Here is an 18,208-nt window from a genome sequence, read left to right on the forward strand (position 1 = left end):
TAATAGCCAGTGATGTTGATTCTGGTTCATTAAAAGCGTCGTCGATGAATACCGATATCTACTCAGGCTGTACAGCGGTTAGCCAGAAATCCAGATCTTAGCCTGAGCAGATTCAAGAAAAGGCTACGCAGTGCGATAGTTGTTGCATCATTGACGGCAGTCAATGCGAGGTAAGCTCAGCCAGCAATGTTCCATTGCGCCAGCTGAGTAACACCGACATCTGTTCAGGCCTCACAACGGTTAGCCAGAAATCCGGATCTTAGCCTGAGCAGATTCAAGAAAAGGCTACGCAGTGCGATAGTTGTTGCATCATTGACGGCAGTCAATGCGAGGTAAGCTCAGCCAGCAATGTTTCATTGCGCCAGCTGAGCAACACCGACATCTGTTCAGGCCGTAAATGGTTAGCCAGAAATCCGGATCTTAGCCTAAGCAGATTCAAGAAAAGGCTACGCAGTGCGATAGTTGTTGCATCATTGGCGGCAGCCAATGCGAGGTAAGCTCAGCCAGCAATGTTTCATTGCGCCAGCTGAGCAACACCGACATCTGTTCAGGCCGTAAAATGGTAAGCCAGAAATCAAGCCTTGAGCCTGAGCAGAGAATAAAAAAGCTAGCTGTAGTAGCACAGGTATGCAGCAGGCTGAGCTACCTTAACCTGGAACTTCTGGTTAGCAGCGACATTGAATTCAGTTCCGGCCACAAAAGATTGCCATTCATCGCTACCTGGAAGTTTAACAACCAGTTCACCGCTAACAACTTTCATCAGCTCATCTTCAGAGGTACCAAATTCGTAGTCACCGGCAGCCATCACGCCCGAAGTTACTTTGCCTTCGCTGTTTTCAAAAGCGATAGATTTAACAGCACCATCAAAATATTCGTTTACAGTCAGCATATTATTTTCCTGTCTTGGCTGGAGTGGTTGTACCAACACCTAAGGCCGTAATTTGGGAGCGCTATATTAGTCAGCTTTGTGGGATTTGTCACTTGTTCGCCGCAGATGGAGCATGTTCAAGCAGGTAGTCAACAAACACCTGATTGGCTCGGGACAGATAACTGTCGTTACGCCAGGCGATACAAAGATCAAAGATAACCGGCTCTTCAAAAGGAATGCCTAATAGGTCACCGGCATCAGCAATTGCCCGGTCCAGCAAGGCTGAGATACCAAATCCCTGGCGTACAAATGCCTGTATCAAAGGGATAAGGTTGGTCTCAAAATTAATCTTTGGTGTGACCTGATACTGTCTGGCAAGCTGGTCAGTTACTTTTCGGTGAAAGAAACCCTCTTTAAAGAGCACCAGTTCTTCGTCGAGAAATTCTCTGAAGTGGATACTTTTCCGGTTGGCTAGCGGGTGGTCCGGGCTGAGGCAGACCAGCATCTGTTCCTGTATCAGCTTAATCATTTTCAGACTGTCCCGCGAACCTGTATCTACCACGATACCGATATCGAGTTCTCCCTGTTCGATTCGCTCTTGGATATACGAGGTGCCGCCCTCGACTACTGAAAGCTGTAGTCCGGGAAAGCTATGTCGAAAGCCCATCAGTAGTTCAGGTAGATGGTAGGAGCCCAGCATACTGGGGATGCCAACTCGTACAACTCCCCGGTTCAGTCCGGTCAGCTCTTTCATCTCCAGTTGGGCATCGGCAGTAGCCTGGAGAATCTTGTCCGCATGATGAAGTAATCGCTGACCTTCATCCGTCAGGCTTATTTTACGATCATGGCGATGGAACAGTTGTAGATCCAGCTGCTGTTCGAGTCTTTTAATCGACATACTGACGGCGGGTTGAGCCATATGTAGTGCTTCTGCAGCGCGGGTAAAGCTGGCTTCCCGAGCGACGGTCTGAAAATAACGTAGAGTTCTGATATCCATATTAATCATCACAAATACTTATAAGTATGATCATTATTATATATTTCTGTGATTAAGTCGTTGTTGTTACGCTGCACTGTATAAGTGGAGGCTGAGCAATGATTGAGGTGGGAACTAAGCAATTCTGGCGAGCTACGGCGGCGCTTTGTGTCGGCTCGTTTATGATCTTCGCTAATGTGTACGTGACTCAGCCAGTGCTGCCGATGTTGCAGCATGAATTTGGTCTGACAACGCTGGAAGTCAGCTGGTCGTTTACGTTGACCACTCTTACCTTAGGTCTTTCTCTACTGTTTTATGGCCCGTTATCTGATGTGGTGGGACGACGCGGTCTGATGCTAGGCAGTATGCTGGGGGTCTGCCTTTGCACATTCATGCTGTCCCGGGTAGAGAGTTTTTCTGCGTTGCTATTTCTACGTGCAGTACAAGGTGTTTTCTTAGCTGGTTTACCTGCCATTGCAATTGCTTATATGGGTGATGAGTACTCCCGGCGAGGGATGTTGTTAGCTGTTGGTTTTTATATTAGTGGTAATACTCTGGGGGGGATTTCTGGACGGCTGATAGGTGGTTTCGTTGGTGAATGGCTGGGTTGGTCTGATCTGTTTCTGGTGATGGGGGCGCTTAGTACGTTATGTCTGATGGTTTTCTGGTGGCTATTGCCGTCATCACAACGGTTTGAGTCTCAGCCTCTGCATCTGCTGACAATGCTGCGCTATCTGGCAGGGCATTTAAGGAATTACCGGTTAATGCTGGTGTATCTGATAGGTGGGCTGAATTTCTTTATTTTTATCAATCAGTACAGCTACATCACTTTTGTGCTATCTGCGGAACCATTTAATCTGACCCCAGCCTGGTTGGGATTGCTGTTCCTGACCTATCTGACCGGGACCGTGGGTTCTGCTATATCGGGCAAAGTGGCGCAACGTTTTGGCCAGTTAACTTGTATCACGGCCGGCATTCTTATTTTGATAGTCGGCAGTTTGTTAACGCTTAATGATAGATTATCCGTCATTATCCTGGGCTTTTTTATCAATAGTTTTGGTTTTTTCTTCGCCCATTCCAGTGCTAGTAGCTGGGTTAGTCATCAGGCTACTTCTGCCCGGGCTAGTGCCTCCTCTCTATATCTTATGTTCTATTACTTAGGCGCGAGTGCCGGTGGCTTTTACCTTGATCCTTTTTGGCACTGGCAGGGCTGGCAGGGGGTTGTTCTGGGTTCGCTAATTGTATTGGTATTTACCTTACTGCTAACCCTGGCGTTGAGCTGGTTAAGATCCCAGCGTATGATCAGACCTCTCTGAGGAAGGTGTGAACAAGTCCCTTACGCCTCTGGCTTTTAGAGAGATTGAAGATCAAGGCAACAATTACAGACATACTGGTTGTACGTCGAAAATTGTTAACGCTGAGATTCGAAATCTCTGAAAGCCCCCTTTTTTTAAAAAGAAGAGGGGGGGCGGACTCTAGCACGGCCAACTGCTTTGTCAGACAGTTTGAAAAGGTCCAGACATTTCACTGCACTATCTTTCGCGCATTTGGCCGTGCTATAGCCCGCAGAGAAAATAATGGACATATTCACACCTTCCCTAATATATCCGGCCAGGAGTTGAGTCTATGCAGTATAAACATCGGTATGTTGATGGCACCGAAGCAGATCTGCCTGTGGGTAAGGTCGTCTGTGTCGGGCGCAACTTTGCTGACCATGCGGCTGAGTTGAATAACCCGGTACCGACAACGCCGATGCTATTTATGAAGCCTGCAACGGCAATCGTACCTTTGGCTGAGCCTTTTGAAGTACCAATGGACTATGGCACCGTCCATTTCGAAACTGAGATGGCGATACTGATTGGTCAGCCCCTTAAAAATGCCAATAAACACGAGATTGAAGATGCAATTGTGGGTGTGGGCCTGGGTTTGGATCTGACGTTACGTGACTTGCAGAGTAAACTGAAAGAGCGGGGACATCCATGGGAAAAATCGAAAGCATTTGATGGTTCCTGCCCACTCTCTGTGTTTGTTGAACCTGCGGCAATGGGTGATCTGCAGGATCAGCAGATTCGTTTGACGGTGAACGGGGAGTTACGTCAAAACGGTAACAGCAGCTTTATGTTGAATAAGATTTTCCCTTTGATCGCTTATATGAGCCATTATTTTACCCTGCAGCCGGGTGATGTTGTGCTAACCGGCACGCCCGCAGGTGTAGGTGCCGTCAATCCCGGTGATCAGTTGTTAGTCGAGCTGGGGGATGTTCTGCGTATTGAAACTCAGGTTATTTAAGTCAGCGTATTAATAAGCTGTTTGAACGGCGATGTTTTAGCGAAAGATAAGCTTAGAAAATAAGGAATGATGTCTGATGTTATGGGTTAAAGCTTTTCATATTCTGGCGATGACCAGCTGGATGGCGGGGATCTTTTATCTACCGCGTATTTTCGTGCACTACGTTGAAGGTGCTGAGGCGGGTCAGGACGTTAGCCGGCTCGCGATTATGGCCGGTAAGTTGTATGGCTTTATGTCGCTAATGGCGCTGTTTACTCTGGGTTTAGGGTTTTGGTTGTGGTTAGGCTATGGTTTTTCCGGCGCATGGCTACATGCTAAATTATTATTTGTCGGGCTACTGATCGGCTATCACTTCTGGTGTTTTTCCTATCTGAAAAAGCTACGTGCGGGCACATTGGATAACAGTGGTCGTTACTTCCGTTACTTCAACGAATTGCCGTTGATGATCTTCATCCCGATTTTGATTCTGGTAGTGGTTAAGCCCTTTTATTAACTGGCATAGTCAGGCTTAGTTTCAAGAGAGCCTGAAGAGGGTATGAGCTTGGATAAGACTAGCAGGCATTAATACCTGATTGAGCTTAATGCTTTGAACTTAGTGCTTTGAGTTTAATGCTTTGAATTTAAAATTAGCGGGCTTGCAGTCGTTCAATTCGGGCGGCGATACGGTCGGTTTCCTGACGTAGCTCGGCAACCTGATTTGAGAACTGGCTCACTTCAGGTTGGCTGGGTAGCAGTTGTACCTCTTCTTTCAGATACTCTTCCAGATTCATCATCAGGCTGTTGCCGGTGTTCAGATAAAACTCAGCTTTCCAGCGCAGATAGCGGGCCAGTTCATGGGCCGGCAGGTCGCCGATCAGTTGGGCCAGGATCGCTTCCCAGTCCAGTGCGGCATCGATCATAATCTGGCTGAAACGGGTTGCCAGGGCGCTATCCCCGGTGACGCTGATACTTTTGCCAAACATCGCATCACTGCTTTCCTGACTGCTCAGCAGACGAAGAAAGTCGGCAGCACTGCCGCTGAGGGTGACATCGGCATCTTCACGGCAGAGCATGTCGATTTGTAAGCCCTGACTGGAGGGCTGAATTGACAGGGCGGCAGCGGGAGAACTGAGCTGTATAGCGATGACCTTGCCATCCAGCCGGGTCAGACGATCAATAACTTCCGGGTTCAGCAACAGAAGCTTATTAACTGAAGCTTCTGTCAGTGTCAGCAGGGTGGCATTGATCGTTTCCATGCTCATAAACAGGGGCTCATCTTTAAGGTTTGATACCTGTATGCAGGGCTACGATGCCACCGGTCATATTCTGGTATTTACACTGCACCAGACCCGCTTCAGTCATCATGTTTTTCAGGGTTTCCTGATCAGGATGCATGCGGATAGACTCAGCCAGATAACGATAGCTCTCTTCATCACCGGCGATCAGTTTGCCGATCTTAGGCAACAGGCTGAAAGAGTAGAAGTCGTAAGCTTTAGTCAGCACCGGATTATCGGTTTTAGAGAACTCGAGTACCATTACTTTGCCGCCAGGCTTCAGGACCCGGGCCATAGATGCCAGTGCGCGGTCTTTGTGCGTTACGTTACGCAGGCCAAAGGCGATGGTGATGCAATCGAAAGTATTGTCCGGAAATGGCAGCTCTTCAGCGTTTGCCTGAACAAATTCGACGTTACCGGTAATGCCACGATCCAGTAACCGGTCACGGCCGACTTTAAGCATTGAATCATTGATATCGGCCAGAACCACTTTACCATCAGGACCGACCAGGCGGGAAAAACGCATGGTCAGGTCGCCGGTACCACCGGCAATATCCAGTACCTTATGACCACGACGAACGCCGCTCTGCTCAATTGTCAGGCGCTTCCAGATACGGTGTACACCACCGGACATCAGGTCGTTCATTACATCATATTTGCTGGCTACCGAGTGGAATACGTCGGCTACTTTCGCCTGCTTTTCCTCTACGTTAACCTGCTCGTAGCCGAAATGGGTTTTGTCCTGAGAGTCTTTCTGGTCAGTCATGGGAAACCTGTTTAGTGCATAATTTGCGTTGCCGCATTCTACCCTTGCGACAGCCACTTGTCTTTAATCAATCTCAAGCAGGGGCTATTACCCCTAGCCCTTAGCAATCATATTGCCGTGACGAGTCTCACCTGCTTCAGCCAGCGCTTCGAGATAACGATTCCAATACTGGTCGTGATTATGGCAGAGGTCGTACAGATATTCCCAGGTGTACAGGCCACTGTCATGACCGTCATCAAAGATTATCTTCAATGCATAGTTCCCGCTGGCTTCAACGCCTTTAATACCAACCAGTTGCTTACCCGTTTGCAATACGCCGTTGCCACGCCCATGGCCGCGAACTTCAGCTGAAGGAGAATGGACGCGGAGGAACTCGGCCGTTAGCTCGTAGCCTTCCTGATCACTGTATACGAACTCCAGTGTGCGGGACTTAGCGTGAAGCTTGATATCGATCGGCAGCTTTTTAGTCATTGTTCAAAACTCCGCTGACAGGGTAGGTAACTACCCTGCCAGCCTGAACCTGTTAGAGGATGTAGTGACTCAGATCTTCGTCCTGACTTAGTTCAGCCAGATACTGATCGACATAAGCCCGGTCAACACTGATGCTCTGACCTTCTTTATCCGATGCTGTGAAAGAGATCTCTTCCAGCAGGCGTTCCATCATTGTATGCAGGCGACGGGCACCGATGTTTTCAGTTTTTTCATTCACCTGAAAAGCAAGTTCGGCGATGCGGTCGATACCTTCCTGAATGAACTCAACAGTCACTCCTTCGGTTGCCAGCAGCGCGCGATACTGTTCAGTAAGAGAAGCGCTGGGCTCGGTCAGAATGCGGCGGAAGTCATCCGGTGTCAGGGCATTAAGCTCAACCCGGATCGGCAGACGGCCCTGCAGCTCAGGAATCAGGTCTGAAGGTTTAGCAAGATGGAATGCACCGGATGCGATAAACAGTATGTGATCGGTTTTGATCATGCCGTACTTAGTCGTCACAGTGCTGCCTTCGATTAAAGGCAGCAGGTCACGTTGCACACCTTCGCGTGAAACATCGGCGCCGGTGCCTTCGCGTTTGCAGACTTTATCGATCTCATCGAGGAACACGATACCGTTCTGTTCGACGGAATCGATAGCCATCTGCTTCAGATCGTCATCATTGACCATTTTGGCAGCTTCTTCATCGATTGACTGCTTCAGTGCTTCCTTTACTTTAATTCGGCGACTCTTGCTTGGCGTGTTACCCATGTTGGAGAACATGCTCTGCAGCTGATTGGTCATCTCTTCCATGCCCGGAGGTGCCATGATCTCAACGCCCATCTGAGGCTGGCTCAACTCGATATCGATCTCTTTGTCGTCCAGTTTACCTTCGCGCAGTTGCTTACGAAGTAGCTGACGGGTAGCGCTGTCAGGCTTTTGCTCTGGCTGTTCATCGAAGCTGGTCGGGCGGGCCGGTGGTAGCAATGCATCCAGAATACGCTCTTCTGCGGCATCTTCAGCACGGAAGCGGACTTTGGTCATCTCCTGCTCACGTAGCATCTTGATCGCCAGATCCATCAGATCACGGATAATCGTTTCAACATCGCGGCCAACGTAACCCACTTCGGTAAATTTAGTGGCTTCGATCTTGATGAAAGGCGCGTTAGCCAGTTTAGCCAGGCGGCGGGCAATTTCGGTTTTACCAACACCGGTCGGTCCGATCATCAGAATATTTTTTGGCGATACCTCAGCACGCAGCTCTTCATCCAGCTGCATACGACGCCAGCGGTTACGCAGGGCGATAGCAACGGAGCGTTTGGCATCATCCTGGCCGACAATATGGCGGTCCAGTTCGGAAACAATTTCGCGGGGGGTCATGTTAGACATCAGTACTCTCTCAAAATGGGGCTCAGGCTTCTGCTACGGTGGACTGTAGCTGTTCAATGGTCAGATTCGCGTTGGTGAAAACACAGATATCTGCGGCGATCTGGAGGCTTTTTTCAACAATCTCATGGGCGCTAAGCTCGCTGTTAGCAACCAGTGCACGAGCGGCTGCCAGGGCATAGTTGCCTCCGGAGCCAATTGCGATGACGCCATCTTCAGGTTCGATGATATCGCCGCTGCCTGAGATCAGATAAGTCTTCTCATTGTTGGCAACCAGCATCAGCGCTTCCAGTTTTCTCAATACCCGATCACCGCGCCACTCTCTGGCGAGGCTGACGACAGCGTTAAAAATATTGCCCTGATGTTTTTCCAGTTGCTGTTCAAACAGATCCAGCAGAGTGATGGCGTCGGCAGTACTACCGGCAAAACCGGTTATAACGTCATGTTTAGCCAGGCGGCGTACTTTGCGGGCAGTGCCCTTCATTACCGTATTACCAAGTGAAACCTGACCGTCACCACCGACAACGACCTGATCGTTGCGGCGTACTGAAACAATAGTAGTCATGGGTAAAATATCCCGAATCTGTTTACGTCATTTACGATGAGTATAGATATGGGAGCTGAGCGGATTATTTCAAGGTGCTGTGAATAAGATGAATGTGAGAGTTCAGTCGATTCGCTTAACAAGAGGCTGAATATTCATACGCACCAGACGGTCCTGTGCTTTATTCAGCATGGAGCGGTTGTCAAACGGGCCGGTACGCACCTGATGCCAGATAGTGCCGTTACTATTGGTCACTTTACGGGTTTGTACATTAGGTAAGCCTTCCAGAATCAACCTTGCCCGCATTCGTTCCGCATCGCTGCCGCTTTGGAATGAGCCGGCCTGCAGAATATAGGTGTGTTTAGACTGGGCGTCTTTAGGCGTTGACTTATAAGGCTCGACATTGGTCGTGTCGACCTGGCTGTTGGGGAGCATCTTATAAAATTCAAACCGTTCTGACTGATCGACAACCGGTGGGCCAGAGTCAGATGGATCTGATTGTTTTGTCTGTTTGGCTGTAGAAGCGGTGGCTGGCGCCGGCTTTTTCACCTGAGCGGGTTTGGCGGCGGGCTTGTTAACCGGTTCAGATTTTCGTGTGGCCGATGGCTGTTGTTTTGCGGTCTGTTCAGCCTGAGAGCTATTAGTTTGAGAATCATCAGGTTTAACCGATGTGAGCTGCCACAGGGCGTAGCCAAATCCAACCAGAAATAGCAGGCTGAATATGACTCTTATTAACGGGAAAGGTTTTTTTGCCGGTTTAGCTGGCGCGCTTTTGCGTCGCGGAGCCCGGCTTGCTGCGGCTCCACTATTGCGTTTTTTTGCGTAATCTTTGCGCGCCATAGTGTCGCTCCGCTTACATCAGTTCCGGAGCGCTAACACCTAGCAGATCCAGTCCGTTAGCCAGTACCTGACGTACCGCGACAGCAAGGGTCAGACGAGCGTTACGCAGATCGGTGTCTTCGACCAGCGTTTTTTCTGAGTTGTAGAAGGTATGGAAGTCGCTGGCCAGTTCATACAGGTAGTTTGCAACCTGATTAGGTGCGCGATTAGCAGCAGCCCGCTTAACAATTTCCGGATAACGTCCCAGATTAACAACTAGACGCTTTTCAGCTTCAAGCTCTAAGTGCCCCAATGCATCGATACCTATTGTTTCATCCCATTGCAGATCGTTTTCTGCCAGCTTACGGAAGATGGAGCAGACCCGGGCGTGGGCATACTGAATGTAATAAACCGGATTGTCGGCAGACTCCGAGCGGGCCAGATCTATATCAAAGTTCAGGTGGCTGTCGGATTTACGCGCTGCGAGGAAGTAGCGGGTTGCATCCTGTCCTACTTCGTCAATCAGATCGCGCAGAGTCAGGTAGCTACCGGCACGCTTAGAAATTTTAACTTCTTCACCTCCGCGCATAACCGTAACCATTTGGTGCAGAACGTAATCAGGCCAGCCCTTGGGAATCTCTGCCTGAAGTGCTTGCAGGCCAGCACGAACCCGGGTGATCGTGCTGTGATGATCGGCACCCTGTTCATTAATAACGGTATCGAAACCGCGCTGCCATTTGTCCAGGTGGTAAGCAACATCCGGAACGAAATAAGTGTAGCCACCGTCGGTTTTACGCATAACCCGGTCTTTGTCATCGCCAAAGTCGGTGGTGCGCAGCCATAGAGCGCCGCCATCTTCGTAGGTGAAGCCATTATCGATCAGTGTTTTGACTGCTGCTTCAACCTTGCCTTCGGTGTATAGCGAAGACTCTAAGAAGTAAACGTCGAAATTAACACCGAATGCTTTCAGATCGAGATCCTGCTCGTGACGCAGATAGGCCACGGCGAAGTGACGAATACCGTCCAGATCGTCGGCATCTTTAGTGCCGGTGAAGCTCTGATCAGCAGACTTAACAGTATCGCCACGCATGAAACTTTCGGCCAGCTCGACAATGTAATCGCCGCGGTAGCCATCGGCAGGCCAGCTTTCATGATCCGGGTTCAGGCCTTTGCAACGCGCCTGAACGGAGAGCGCCAGGTTGTTAATCTGCTGACCAGCGTCGTTGTAATAAAATTCACGGGTGACATCCCAGCCGTTGGCATCCATCAGGCGGCAAAGGCAGTCGCCGACAGCGGCGCCACGTCCGTGACCAATATGTAGTGGTCCGGTAGGGTTGGCGGATACAAACTCCACCTGCACTTTACGGCCTGCACCGTCACTGTTACGGCCATAGTTGTGCTTTTCTTGCAGAATAACTTTGATCAGATTGCCGGTCGATGCGTCGCTGACGAAAAAATTGATAAAGCCGGGGCCGGCAATCTCGGTTTTTTCAACATTGTCTGAAGCTGGCAATGCCGCACATATCTTTTGCGACAGTTCCCGCGGGTTGGTGCGGGCTGCTTTAGCCAGCGTCAGTGCGATATTGGAGGCAAAGTCCCCGTGAGACTTGTCGCGGGTATTCTCTACCATGATTTTGGGCTGAGTGTCGGCCGGCAGCGTGCCGTCCTCAATCAGTGTGGTCAGGGCAGTATTAATCAGATCCGCAATATGTTGTTTCATGCTCAATGGGTACCGGCTTAAATTCAGGGACACAGGGGATGCTGTGTTTATGCTGTCTAAAAAGACCGCGTATTATCCCTTTTCGCAGGCCCTTTGTTAACCCCTGCAACAGCTATATTTGCTGTCTCAGAACATATCGACGGGATCAACATCGATAGACCAGCGTACCTTACGGGATTCAGGGTCTGCGTCGATGATTCGGGTAAGACTCTGTAATTGCAGGTGCAGGGCTTTACGGTTAGCGCTTTGTAATACCAGTTGAGCACGGAACTGGCCGGCCCGTTTCTCCATTGGGGATGGCAGGGGGCCAAGCCATTGAATGCCATCAGGTTGCAGAATATCTTCTTGTAGCATATTGCGAAGATTAGCTAAAAAACGTTCAGCCCTACCCTGATGATTCGCTTCCGCACGAAGCATAGCGCAGTGAATCAAGGGGGGGAGTTGTGCGCCATGACGTTGATTAAGTTCCTGATCAGCAAAGGCTTCATAGCCTTCATTGACCAGACTGTTGATAACCGGGTGATCCGCATGATGGGTTTGCATCACCACTTTGCCGGGATGTTCAGCTCGTCCGGCTCTGCCTGCAACCTGAAGAATTAACTGGGCGGTACGTTCCATGCCGCGAAAGTCAGCGCTGAATAAACCACTGTCTGCGTTGAGAATGGCAACCAGCGTTACTTTAGGGAAGTGGTGACCTTTGGCTAGCATCTGGGTGCCGACCAGGATACAGGGGTTACCCTGATGTACGCGATCCATAATCTGTTGCATCGCGTGCTTGCGCTGTGTGGTGTCACGATCGACCCGGATAATCGGAAATTTGGGGAAAAGTTTTTTAAGTGCTTCTTCGGTGCGTTCAGTACCCGCACCTACCGGCTTGAGTTCAGTGCTACCGCAACTATCGCACTGTGTCGGTACCGGACGCTGACTGTCGCAGTGGTGGCAGTGCAGATGAAATGGCTTTCGATGCAACGTCATATGAGCATCGCAGCGCCGACAATCGGCCAGCCAGCCACAATCGTGACACATCAGTGTAGGGGCAAAGCCTCGGCGATTAAGGAAAATCAGAACCTGTGTGCCCTGTTCCAGATGGCTGCGGATCTGTTGCAACAGGGGTGTTGAAAGCCCATCTTGCAAGGGTAACTGTTTGATATCTAATAGCTCAAACTGAGGAGGGCGGGCATTACCGGCGCGCTGGTTGAGCTTAAGCCAGTTGTAGCGTCCCTGCTTAGCGTTATGCAGGCTTTCTATAGAGGGAGTGGCGGTGCCCATGACTACTGGGATTTTTTCATAATTAGCGCGCATGACCGCGAGATCACGTGCTGAATAGCGAAAGCCTTCCTGCTGCTTAAAGGACGTATCATGTTCTTCATCAATAAAAATAACACCGGGATGCAGCATCGGCGTAAATATAGCGGAGCGGGTGCCGATAATAATGCGGGCGATACCTTCTTTGGCCTGTAGCCAGGCATCCAGTCGCTGTCGGTCGGTGAGGTTAGAGTGCAGCACGACCACTTGTAGATTAAAGCGTGCTTTGAAACGCGCAACAGTCTGTGGCGTCAAACCAATCTCGGGGACCAGTATCAGTGCCTGTTTACCTGCTCTGATGAAGTGTTCAATGGCTTGCAGATAGACTTCAGTTTTACCTGACCCGGTGACGCCCTGTAGCAGGTGGGCGGCGAATCCTGACTTGTCGATGATGCTATCAACTGCCTTTTGTTGCTCCTGATTCAGTGTCAGTGGGGCTTCATGCAGAGGATTGTTGTTGTGCGACTGATGGTCCGGCTTATGAATAAATGATTCTGCTAACTGTTTCTCTTCAAGCTTTTTAAGCAGCGGAGTTTGTCCGCCTTCGGCTCTGATCGCATCGGTGCTGATGCCCTGTGGGTGATCCAGTAATAACTGTAGTAATTCGCGTTGACGGGCAGCTGAGCGGCCTAATGCATCAATAGATGCATCTTTAGCTGCCCGCCACAGGTGTTGGTGAGCGTATTCACAGGGCTCTCCTTTACGAAGCAGAACAGGAAGTGCCTGACTCAGGGCATCGCCGAGAGGGTGTTGGTAATAATTTCCCGCCCAGCGGGCCAGTTTGAGTAGTGTTTCAGGTAACGGTGGTTGCTGGTCGAGAATGCTTATGGCTGGTTTGAGTTTATTAACCGGAACCTCAGTTGTTTCAGTTACTTCAAGAAGAATGCCTGTGACTTCTCGACGGCCAAAAGGTACCAGAACCCGCACTCCAGGTTTTAATTCTGTCAGATCGCATTGAGCCGGGGGGAGGTAGTCAAACAGACGTCTCAATGGTGAGGGAATGGCCAGACGCAGGTAAGGCATAAAAGGTGTTGTCTCCGTAGCTGAGGCGACAGTGTATGTGTTTTTTAAAGCGCTGTTAACCGGGGTGTGTGAAAAGCTTGATGCGATAGTGATCTGTGCGTATAATGCGCGGCCTTAATCCCATAAGGCTTGTATAAGCCTGCATGCGGTGCCCGGCAGAAGATCGGGTGGCGGCATACAAAAACTGAGGTTCTCATGAAAAAAGATATCCATCCTAAGTACGAAGAGATCAGTGCAACCTGTTCTTGCGGTAACGTAGTTAAGACTCGCTCAACTCTGTGCAACGATATGCACATCGATGTATGCAGCGCTTGTCACCCTTTCTACACTGGTAAGCAGAAAGATGCGACTACCGGTGGCCGTGTTGATCGCTTCAACAAGCGTTTCGGTGCACGCGGTCTTAAGAAGTAAGAGAATTTCACATTGTGATATAGAAAAAGGCACTCATTTGAGTGCCTTTTTTGTTTCTGATCAATACAGGCTGATTTTTATTAAACTTTGGCATAACTAGTGAGATCGCCTGTTTTGTAGGGATTGCTCTTTTGTAAATTCTGTTTAGTCCGTCGAAAGTAGTAGAAAATGCACTGTATATCGGGCTTTTGTCAGGCTTTTGGGCTGTTTGCTGTGTTGAGGGACTGCTTGCTTTTCTATATGATGCCAAGTCCCAAATTTTTATAACTATGTTGGAACCGCGACCATGTCTGAAGATATGAAACAAGCTGCACTCGATTATCACGAGTTTCCTCGCCCAGGTAAAATCAGTGTTGAGCTGAGTACTTCTGCTGCGTCCGCCCGTGATCTGGCGCTGGCGTATAGCCCGGGTGTTGCTGAGCCTGTACGTGCTATTGCAGAGAATCCTGAAGAAGCATACCGTTACACTGCAAAAGGTAACCTGGTAGCTGTTATTTCTAATGGTAGTGCTATTCTGGGTCTGGGCGACCTGGGTCCTCTGGCTTCTAAGCCGGTAATGGAAGGTAAATCCCTGCTGTTTAAGAAATTCGCAGGTGTAGATTCTATTGATATCGAAGTTGATTCTGAAAGCCCGCAGGCGCTGATCGATACCGTTGCCCGTATCGCTGATACATTCGGTGGTATTAACCTGGAAGACATTAAAGCACCTGAGTGTTTTGAAGTTGAGCGCGCCCTGATTGAACGTTGTAATATCCCTGTATTCCATGATGATCAGCACGGTACTGCGATTGTAACAGCAGCAGGCATGATCAATGCGCTGGAAATTGCTGGCAAGAAGCTGGAAGATGCGTCTATCGTTTGTCTGGGTGCCGGTGCTGCTGCACACGCCTGCATGACGTTGCTGGTAAATATGGGTGCTAAGGTTGAAAACATCTATATGATCGACCGTACCGGTGTTATCCACTCAGGTCGTGATAACCTGACGCCTCAGAAGGCTGCATTTGCTTCTGAAACGGATAAGCGCACTCTGGATGATGCGATTGATGGCGCCGATGTGTTTGTTGGACTGTCTGGTCCTAACCTGCTGTCTGCTGATCAGTTAAGCAAGATGGCTGCGAACCCTGTTGTATTTGCCTGTGCAAACCCGGATCCAGAGATTCGTCCCGAACTGGCTCACGAAACTCGTGATGACGTGATCATGGCGACTGGTCGTTCTGATTTCCCTAACCAGGTAAATAACGTACTGGGTTTCCCTTTCATCTTCCGTGGCGCACTGGACGTTCGTGCTTCTGCTATCAATGAAGAGATGAAGGCCGCTGCAGTACTGGCGCTGGCCGAGCTGGCTAAACAGCCTGTTCCTCAGGATGTTCTTGATGCGTACGAACTGGATTCTCTGGAATTCGGTCGTGAATACATTATTCCTAAGCCAACTGATGAGCGTCTGCTGGGTGCGGTTTCTGGTGCAGTTGCGCAAGCAGCAATTGATACTGGTGTTGCACGTTTGCCATTGCCGGCTCATTACCCGCTGACTACGGTTGATGCGTTGCTGAAGTAAGCTTCAGTAGGTAATAAAAAAACCCGGCTATGCCGGGTTTTTTTGTGTCTGAGATAATTTCAACTGGCGTTTTAGTCTGCTGTCGTATTACCGGGTAAGAAAATCCGGCCAGTTGACTAGGATCGGCTGTATTGCTTCATTGGTCATTTAATACGGTTAGTCTGTTACTGAGGCGGGTTGCTATAAGTAATAAAAAAGCCCGGCGATTGCCGGGCTTGTTTTAGTCAGGTTGTTTGGATAAGCAGATCAGAATATTTCATCGGTCTGACTGCTGCCGGCAGTATTCGTGTGTGCCGGGTTAGGGGCTATATCTGTGGGTGCGCTGTCTTCCGGGAATACCTCAAACAGAGCGTTTTCCTGACCTGGGTAAGCCAGAAGGCCGGTTTTAGGATCGATACGCACACTGGTCATGCCATCAGGTTGCGCTGCAGGGAGATCAGGGCTGTCGCTTAGAGCGACTTTCATAAAGTCGATCCAGATAGGGAGTGCTGCAGTGCCGCCGAACTCTCTTCGCCCCAGTGTTGATGGCTGATCAAAGCCAACCCAGGCGGTTGCGACTACATCGCTGTTAAAGCCTGAAAACCATGCATCTTTCTGATCATTGGTTGTGCCCGTCTTGCCTGCAATATCGGTTCGTTTAAGCGCCAGGGCTCTACGGCCGGTACCGCGGGTAATAACGTCTTGCATGATGTTGTAGATCATAAAGGCGGTATGTGGCTGCATGGTTCTTTCAGCTAATGGAAGGGTGGTTATCTGCTGGCCGGATACTGGCTGTAAGTTAGTGCTTACTTCGGCAGGCTCTTCCTTCGATTCTTCCGCTGCCTGATCAGATTCTAATGGGATCGATAGCGCGTCAGAGTCTGTTTCAGGCTGTATCTGTAGAGCAGTCAGGTTGCTAGGGATTTCTGATGCATCAGGGCTGTATACACAGTCAGAGCACACTGTCATTGGCTGGGCCTGGTATAGAGTATTGCCTTCGGAGTCTTCGATTCTGTCAATAAAGAACGGGTTAACTTTAAATCCCTGATTGGCGAGTCCGGCGTAGCCTGTGACCAGTTCTAGTGGCGTTACATCAGCGCTACCCAAAGAGAGTGACAGGTTATTCGGTAGGCGGGTTTTATCAAAGCCAAACCGGGTCAGAAATTCCGTTGCGGTATCTATACCGATAGAGCGTAGGATTCTGATTGAAACCAGGTTGCGGGATTTGTATAGGGCTTCCCGCAGACGTGTTGGGCCATAAAATTTCTTACTGTAGTTTTCTGGGCGCCAGTTGGATTCCAGGTTGGTGTCATGAAACACCACCGGAGCATCGTTAATAAGGGTTGCGGGTGTATAGCCCTGTTCTAGCGCTGAAGCGTAGATAAATGGTTTCAGGTTTGAGCCGGGTTGTCTTTGTGCCTGGGTCGCCCGGTTGAACTTGTTATGATTGAAGTTAAAACCACCGACTAGCGCTTTGATCGCACCGTTATCGGGTGACAGAGCTGTAAATGCGCCCTGCACTTTAGGTATCTGCGATAAACGCCAGTTTTCATTAGCCGTTAAGCGAACCCGAATCAGATCGCCGGGACTAAAGATATCGGCCGTTTGCTTAGGCTTTTTGCCCGTTCGGTTAGGGCCTTTAAATTCCTGGGCCCAGTTCATCTCTTCCCAGGCAAGGCTGGTAACACCTATGCCTTTAATATAAACGCTGGCTTGTTGCTTTTCAGTTTCCAGAACAATTGCGGGAGACAGGGAGCCATAGGTGCGCTGTTGTTTGAGGGATTTAACAATGCTTTCCTGGCTAAGATCTGTCACTGCTGCTTTTTGTTCGGGGCCAAAATAGCCGTGGCGTTCTGTGTAAGCCAGTAAGCCATCTTCAACGGCTTTATTTGCGGCGGTCTGCATTTCGCTATTCAGGGTTGTGTAAACTCTCAAACCATCGGAGTAAAGCCTGTCATCGAAATATTGATAGAGTTCATTACGTACCATTTCTGCCACGTATGGGGCGTAAAGGTCTATCTGGGTACCGTGATACTCAGCGGTAACCGGCGAGGTTCTGGCGGTTTCGTAATCTTCATCATTAATGAAGCTCAGGCTGTGCATCCGCTTCAGAATCCAGTTGCGTCGCTCCAGTGCCCGGCTTGGATTGGTAATCGGATTATAAGCTGAGGGTGCTTTAGGTAAGCCGGCAATCATTGCGTGTTGCGCCAGGCTTAGCTGATCGATGTTCATGCCATAGTAGATGTTGGCGGCTGCTTGAATGCCGTAGGAGCGATGGCCCAGATAGATCTTGTTTATGTAGAGTTCAAGAATCTCCTCTTTGCTCAGCTCTTGCTCTATCTGCAGAGAAAGCAGAATCTCATTAAACTTACGTAAAAAGGAGCGTTCCCGGGTAAGAAAGAAGTTTTTAGCCACCTGCATGGTGATGGTGCTACCGCCACTTTGTATGTGGCCGGTGCTGGCCAGTTGAAAGGCGGCCCGGGCCAGTCCTTTTATATCAATGCCGATGTGATTAAAGAAATTCCGGTCTTCTGCGGCCAGCAATGCATTAATAAAATTGTCCGGAATTTGTTCAAATTGAATAGGCGTGCGGCGTTTTTCGCCAAATTCAGAGATAAGCTGATTATCTTCCGAATAGATTCGCAGAGGCGTTTGCAGCTTAACTACCTTAAGGGTCTGCACATCAGGAAGCTTGGGTGCAAGATAGTAATACGCGCCAGCCAGGGCTATGCCGCCGAGGAGACAGCCCAAGATGGTGAGTTTAAGGCCAAGCTTAAGTAACGATGTCAGTAGTTTCATGCTAGGTTATTTAAAGTTAATGTTTTCATTGCCGAGTTATTATATCTGT

Annotated in this window: 16 protein-coding genes; 5 read left to right on the forward strand and 11 right to left on the reverse strand. The window is 49.5% G+C overall.

Annotated elements, in window-relative coordinates; all coding sequences use genetic code 11:
- Window positions 1-607: 607 nt before the first annotated feature.
- The gene (gene ppnP / locus EHS89_RS18650; protein WP_124927687.1) at window positions 608-889 is read right to left on the reverse strand and encodes a pyrimidine/purine nucleoside phosphorylase; all 282 of its coding nucleotides are present in this window, start codon (window positions 887-889) and stop codon (window positions 608-610) included.
- Between the two features lie 88 nt (window positions 890-977).
- On the reverse strand, window positions 978-1,865 hold the full coding sequence (locus EHS89_RS18655) for a LysR family transcriptional regulator (RefSeq protein ID WP_124927688.1): 888 nt from the start codon (window positions 1,863-1,865) through the stop codon (window positions 978-980).
- A gap of 98 nt (window positions 1,866-1,963) precedes the next feature.
- On the opposite strand from EHS89_RS18655, the gene EHS89_RS18660 reads away from it, so the two are divergent.
- The 3 genes from EHS89_RS18660 to EHS89_RS18670 all read left to right on the forward strand — a co-directional run bounded on the left by EHS89_RS18660 (window position 1,964) and on the right by EHS89_RS18670 (window position 4,626).
- Entirely contained in the window at window positions 1,964-3,160 is a 1,197-nt protein-coding gene (locus EHS89_RS18660) for an MFS transporter (protein ID WP_124927689.1), read from the forward strand.
- Between the two features lie 310 nt (window positions 3,161-3,470).
- Window positions 3,471-4,133, forward strand: a complete 663-nt coding sequence (locus EHS89_RS18665) for a fumarylacetoacetate hydrolase family protein (RefSeq protein ID WP_124927690.1) — start codon at window positions 3,471-3,473, stop codon at window positions 4,131-4,133.
- 76 nt (window positions 4,134-4,209) lie between these two features.
- Entirely contained in the window at window positions 4,210-4,626 is a 417-nt protein-coding gene (locus EHS89_RS18670; RefSeq protein WP_124927691.1) for a CopD family protein, read from the forward strand.
- 133 nt (window positions 4,627-4,759) lie between these two features.
- On the opposite strand, the gene EHS89_RS18675 is transcribed toward EHS89_RS18670, so the two are convergent.
- The 8 genes from EHS89_RS18675 to EHS89_RS18710 all read right to left on the reverse strand — a co-directional run bounded on the left by EHS89_RS18675 (window position 4,760) and on the right by EHS89_RS18710 (window position 13,415).
- Entirely contained in the window at window positions 4,760-5,374 is a 615-nt protein-coding gene (locus EHS89_RS18675) for a ubiquinone biosynthesis accessory factor UbiJ (protein WP_229753583.1), read from the reverse strand.
- Between the two features lie 16 nt (window positions 5,375-5,390).
- Window positions 5,391-6,152 carry a bifunctional demethylmenaquinone methyltransferase/2-methoxy-6-polyprenyl-1,4-benzoquinol methylase UbiE gene (gene ubiE, locus EHS89_RS18680; RefSeq protein ID WP_124927692.1) on the reverse strand — a complete coding sequence of 254 codons (762 nt, stop codon included), beginning with the start codon at window positions 6,150-6,152 and terminating at the stop codon, window positions 5,391-5,393.
- A 93-nt stretch (window positions 6,153-6,245) separates the two neighbouring features.
- Window positions 6,246-6,623 (reverse strand): gamma-butyrobetaine hydroxylase family protein, encoded by a 378-nt coding sequence (locus tag EHS89_RS18685; RefSeq protein ID WP_124927693.1) that lies wholly within the window; start codon window positions 6,621-6,623, stop codon window positions 6,246-6,248.
- 52 nt (window positions 6,624-6,675) lie between these two features.
- Complete coding sequence (gene hslU, locus EHS89_RS18690; protein WP_124927694.1) at window positions 6,676-8,007, reverse strand: ATP-dependent protease ATPase subunit HslU; 1,332 nt, start codon at window positions 8,005-8,007, stop codon at window positions 6,676-6,678.
- Between the two features lie 22 nt (window positions 8,008-8,029).
- Window positions 8,030-8,569, reverse strand: a complete 540-nt coding sequence (gene hslV / locus EHS89_RS18695) for an ATP-dependent protease subunit HslV (RefSeq protein WP_124927695.1) — start codon at window positions 8,567-8,569, stop codon at window positions 8,030-8,032.
- A gap of 102 nt (window positions 8,570-8,671) precedes the next feature.
- On the reverse strand, window positions 8,672-9,388 hold the full coding sequence (locus EHS89_RS18700; protein WP_124927696.1) for an SPOR domain-containing protein: 717 nt from the start codon (window positions 9,386-9,388) through the stop codon (window positions 8,672-8,674).
- A gap of 13 nt (window positions 9,389-9,401) precedes the next feature.
- Window positions 9,402-11,087 (reverse strand): arginine--tRNA ligase, encoded by a 1,686-nt coding sequence (argS, locus tag EHS89_RS18705; protein ID WP_124927697.1) that lies wholly within the window; start codon window positions 11,085-11,087, stop codon window positions 9,402-9,404.
- A 126-nt stretch (window positions 11,088-11,213) separates the two neighbouring features.
- Window positions 11,214-13,415, reverse strand: coding sequence for a primosomal protein N' (locus EHS89_RS18710; RefSeq protein ID WP_124927698.1), 2,202 nt, complete (start codon window positions 13,413-13,415; stop codon window positions 11,214-11,216).
- Window positions 13,416-13,610: 195 nt separating this feature from the next.
- Between EHS89_RS18710 and rpmE the strand changes: the two genes are divergently transcribed.
- Both rpmE and EHS89_RS18720 read left to right on the forward strand, forming a co-directional pair.
- Entirely contained in the window at window positions 13,611-13,826 is a 216-nt protein-coding gene (gene rpmE / locus EHS89_RS18715; protein WP_124927699.1) for a 50S ribosomal protein L31, read from the forward strand.
- Between the two features lie 286 nt (window positions 13,827-14,112).
- Window positions 14,113-15,381, forward strand: a complete 1,269-nt coding sequence (locus EHS89_RS18720; RefSeq protein WP_124927700.1) for a malic enzyme-like NAD(P)-binding protein — start codon at window positions 14,113-14,115, stop codon at window positions 15,379-15,381.
- Between the two features lie 246 nt (window positions 15,382-15,627).
- On the opposite strand, the gene EHS89_RS18725 is transcribed toward EHS89_RS18720, so the two are convergent.
- Window positions 15,628-18,159 carry a penicillin-binding protein 1A gene (locus EHS89_RS18725; protein WP_124927701.1) on the reverse strand — a complete coding sequence of 844 codons (2,532 nt, stop codon included), beginning with the start codon at window positions 18,157-18,159 and terminating at the stop codon, window positions 15,628-15,630.
- Window positions 18,160-18,208: the final 49 nt, after the last annotated feature.

The sequence above is a fragment of the Amphritea balenae genome, from assembly GCF_003858655.1.
Lineage (GTDB): Bacteria > Pseudomonadota > Gammaproteobacteria > Pseudomonadales > Balneatricaceae > Amphritea > Amphritea balenae.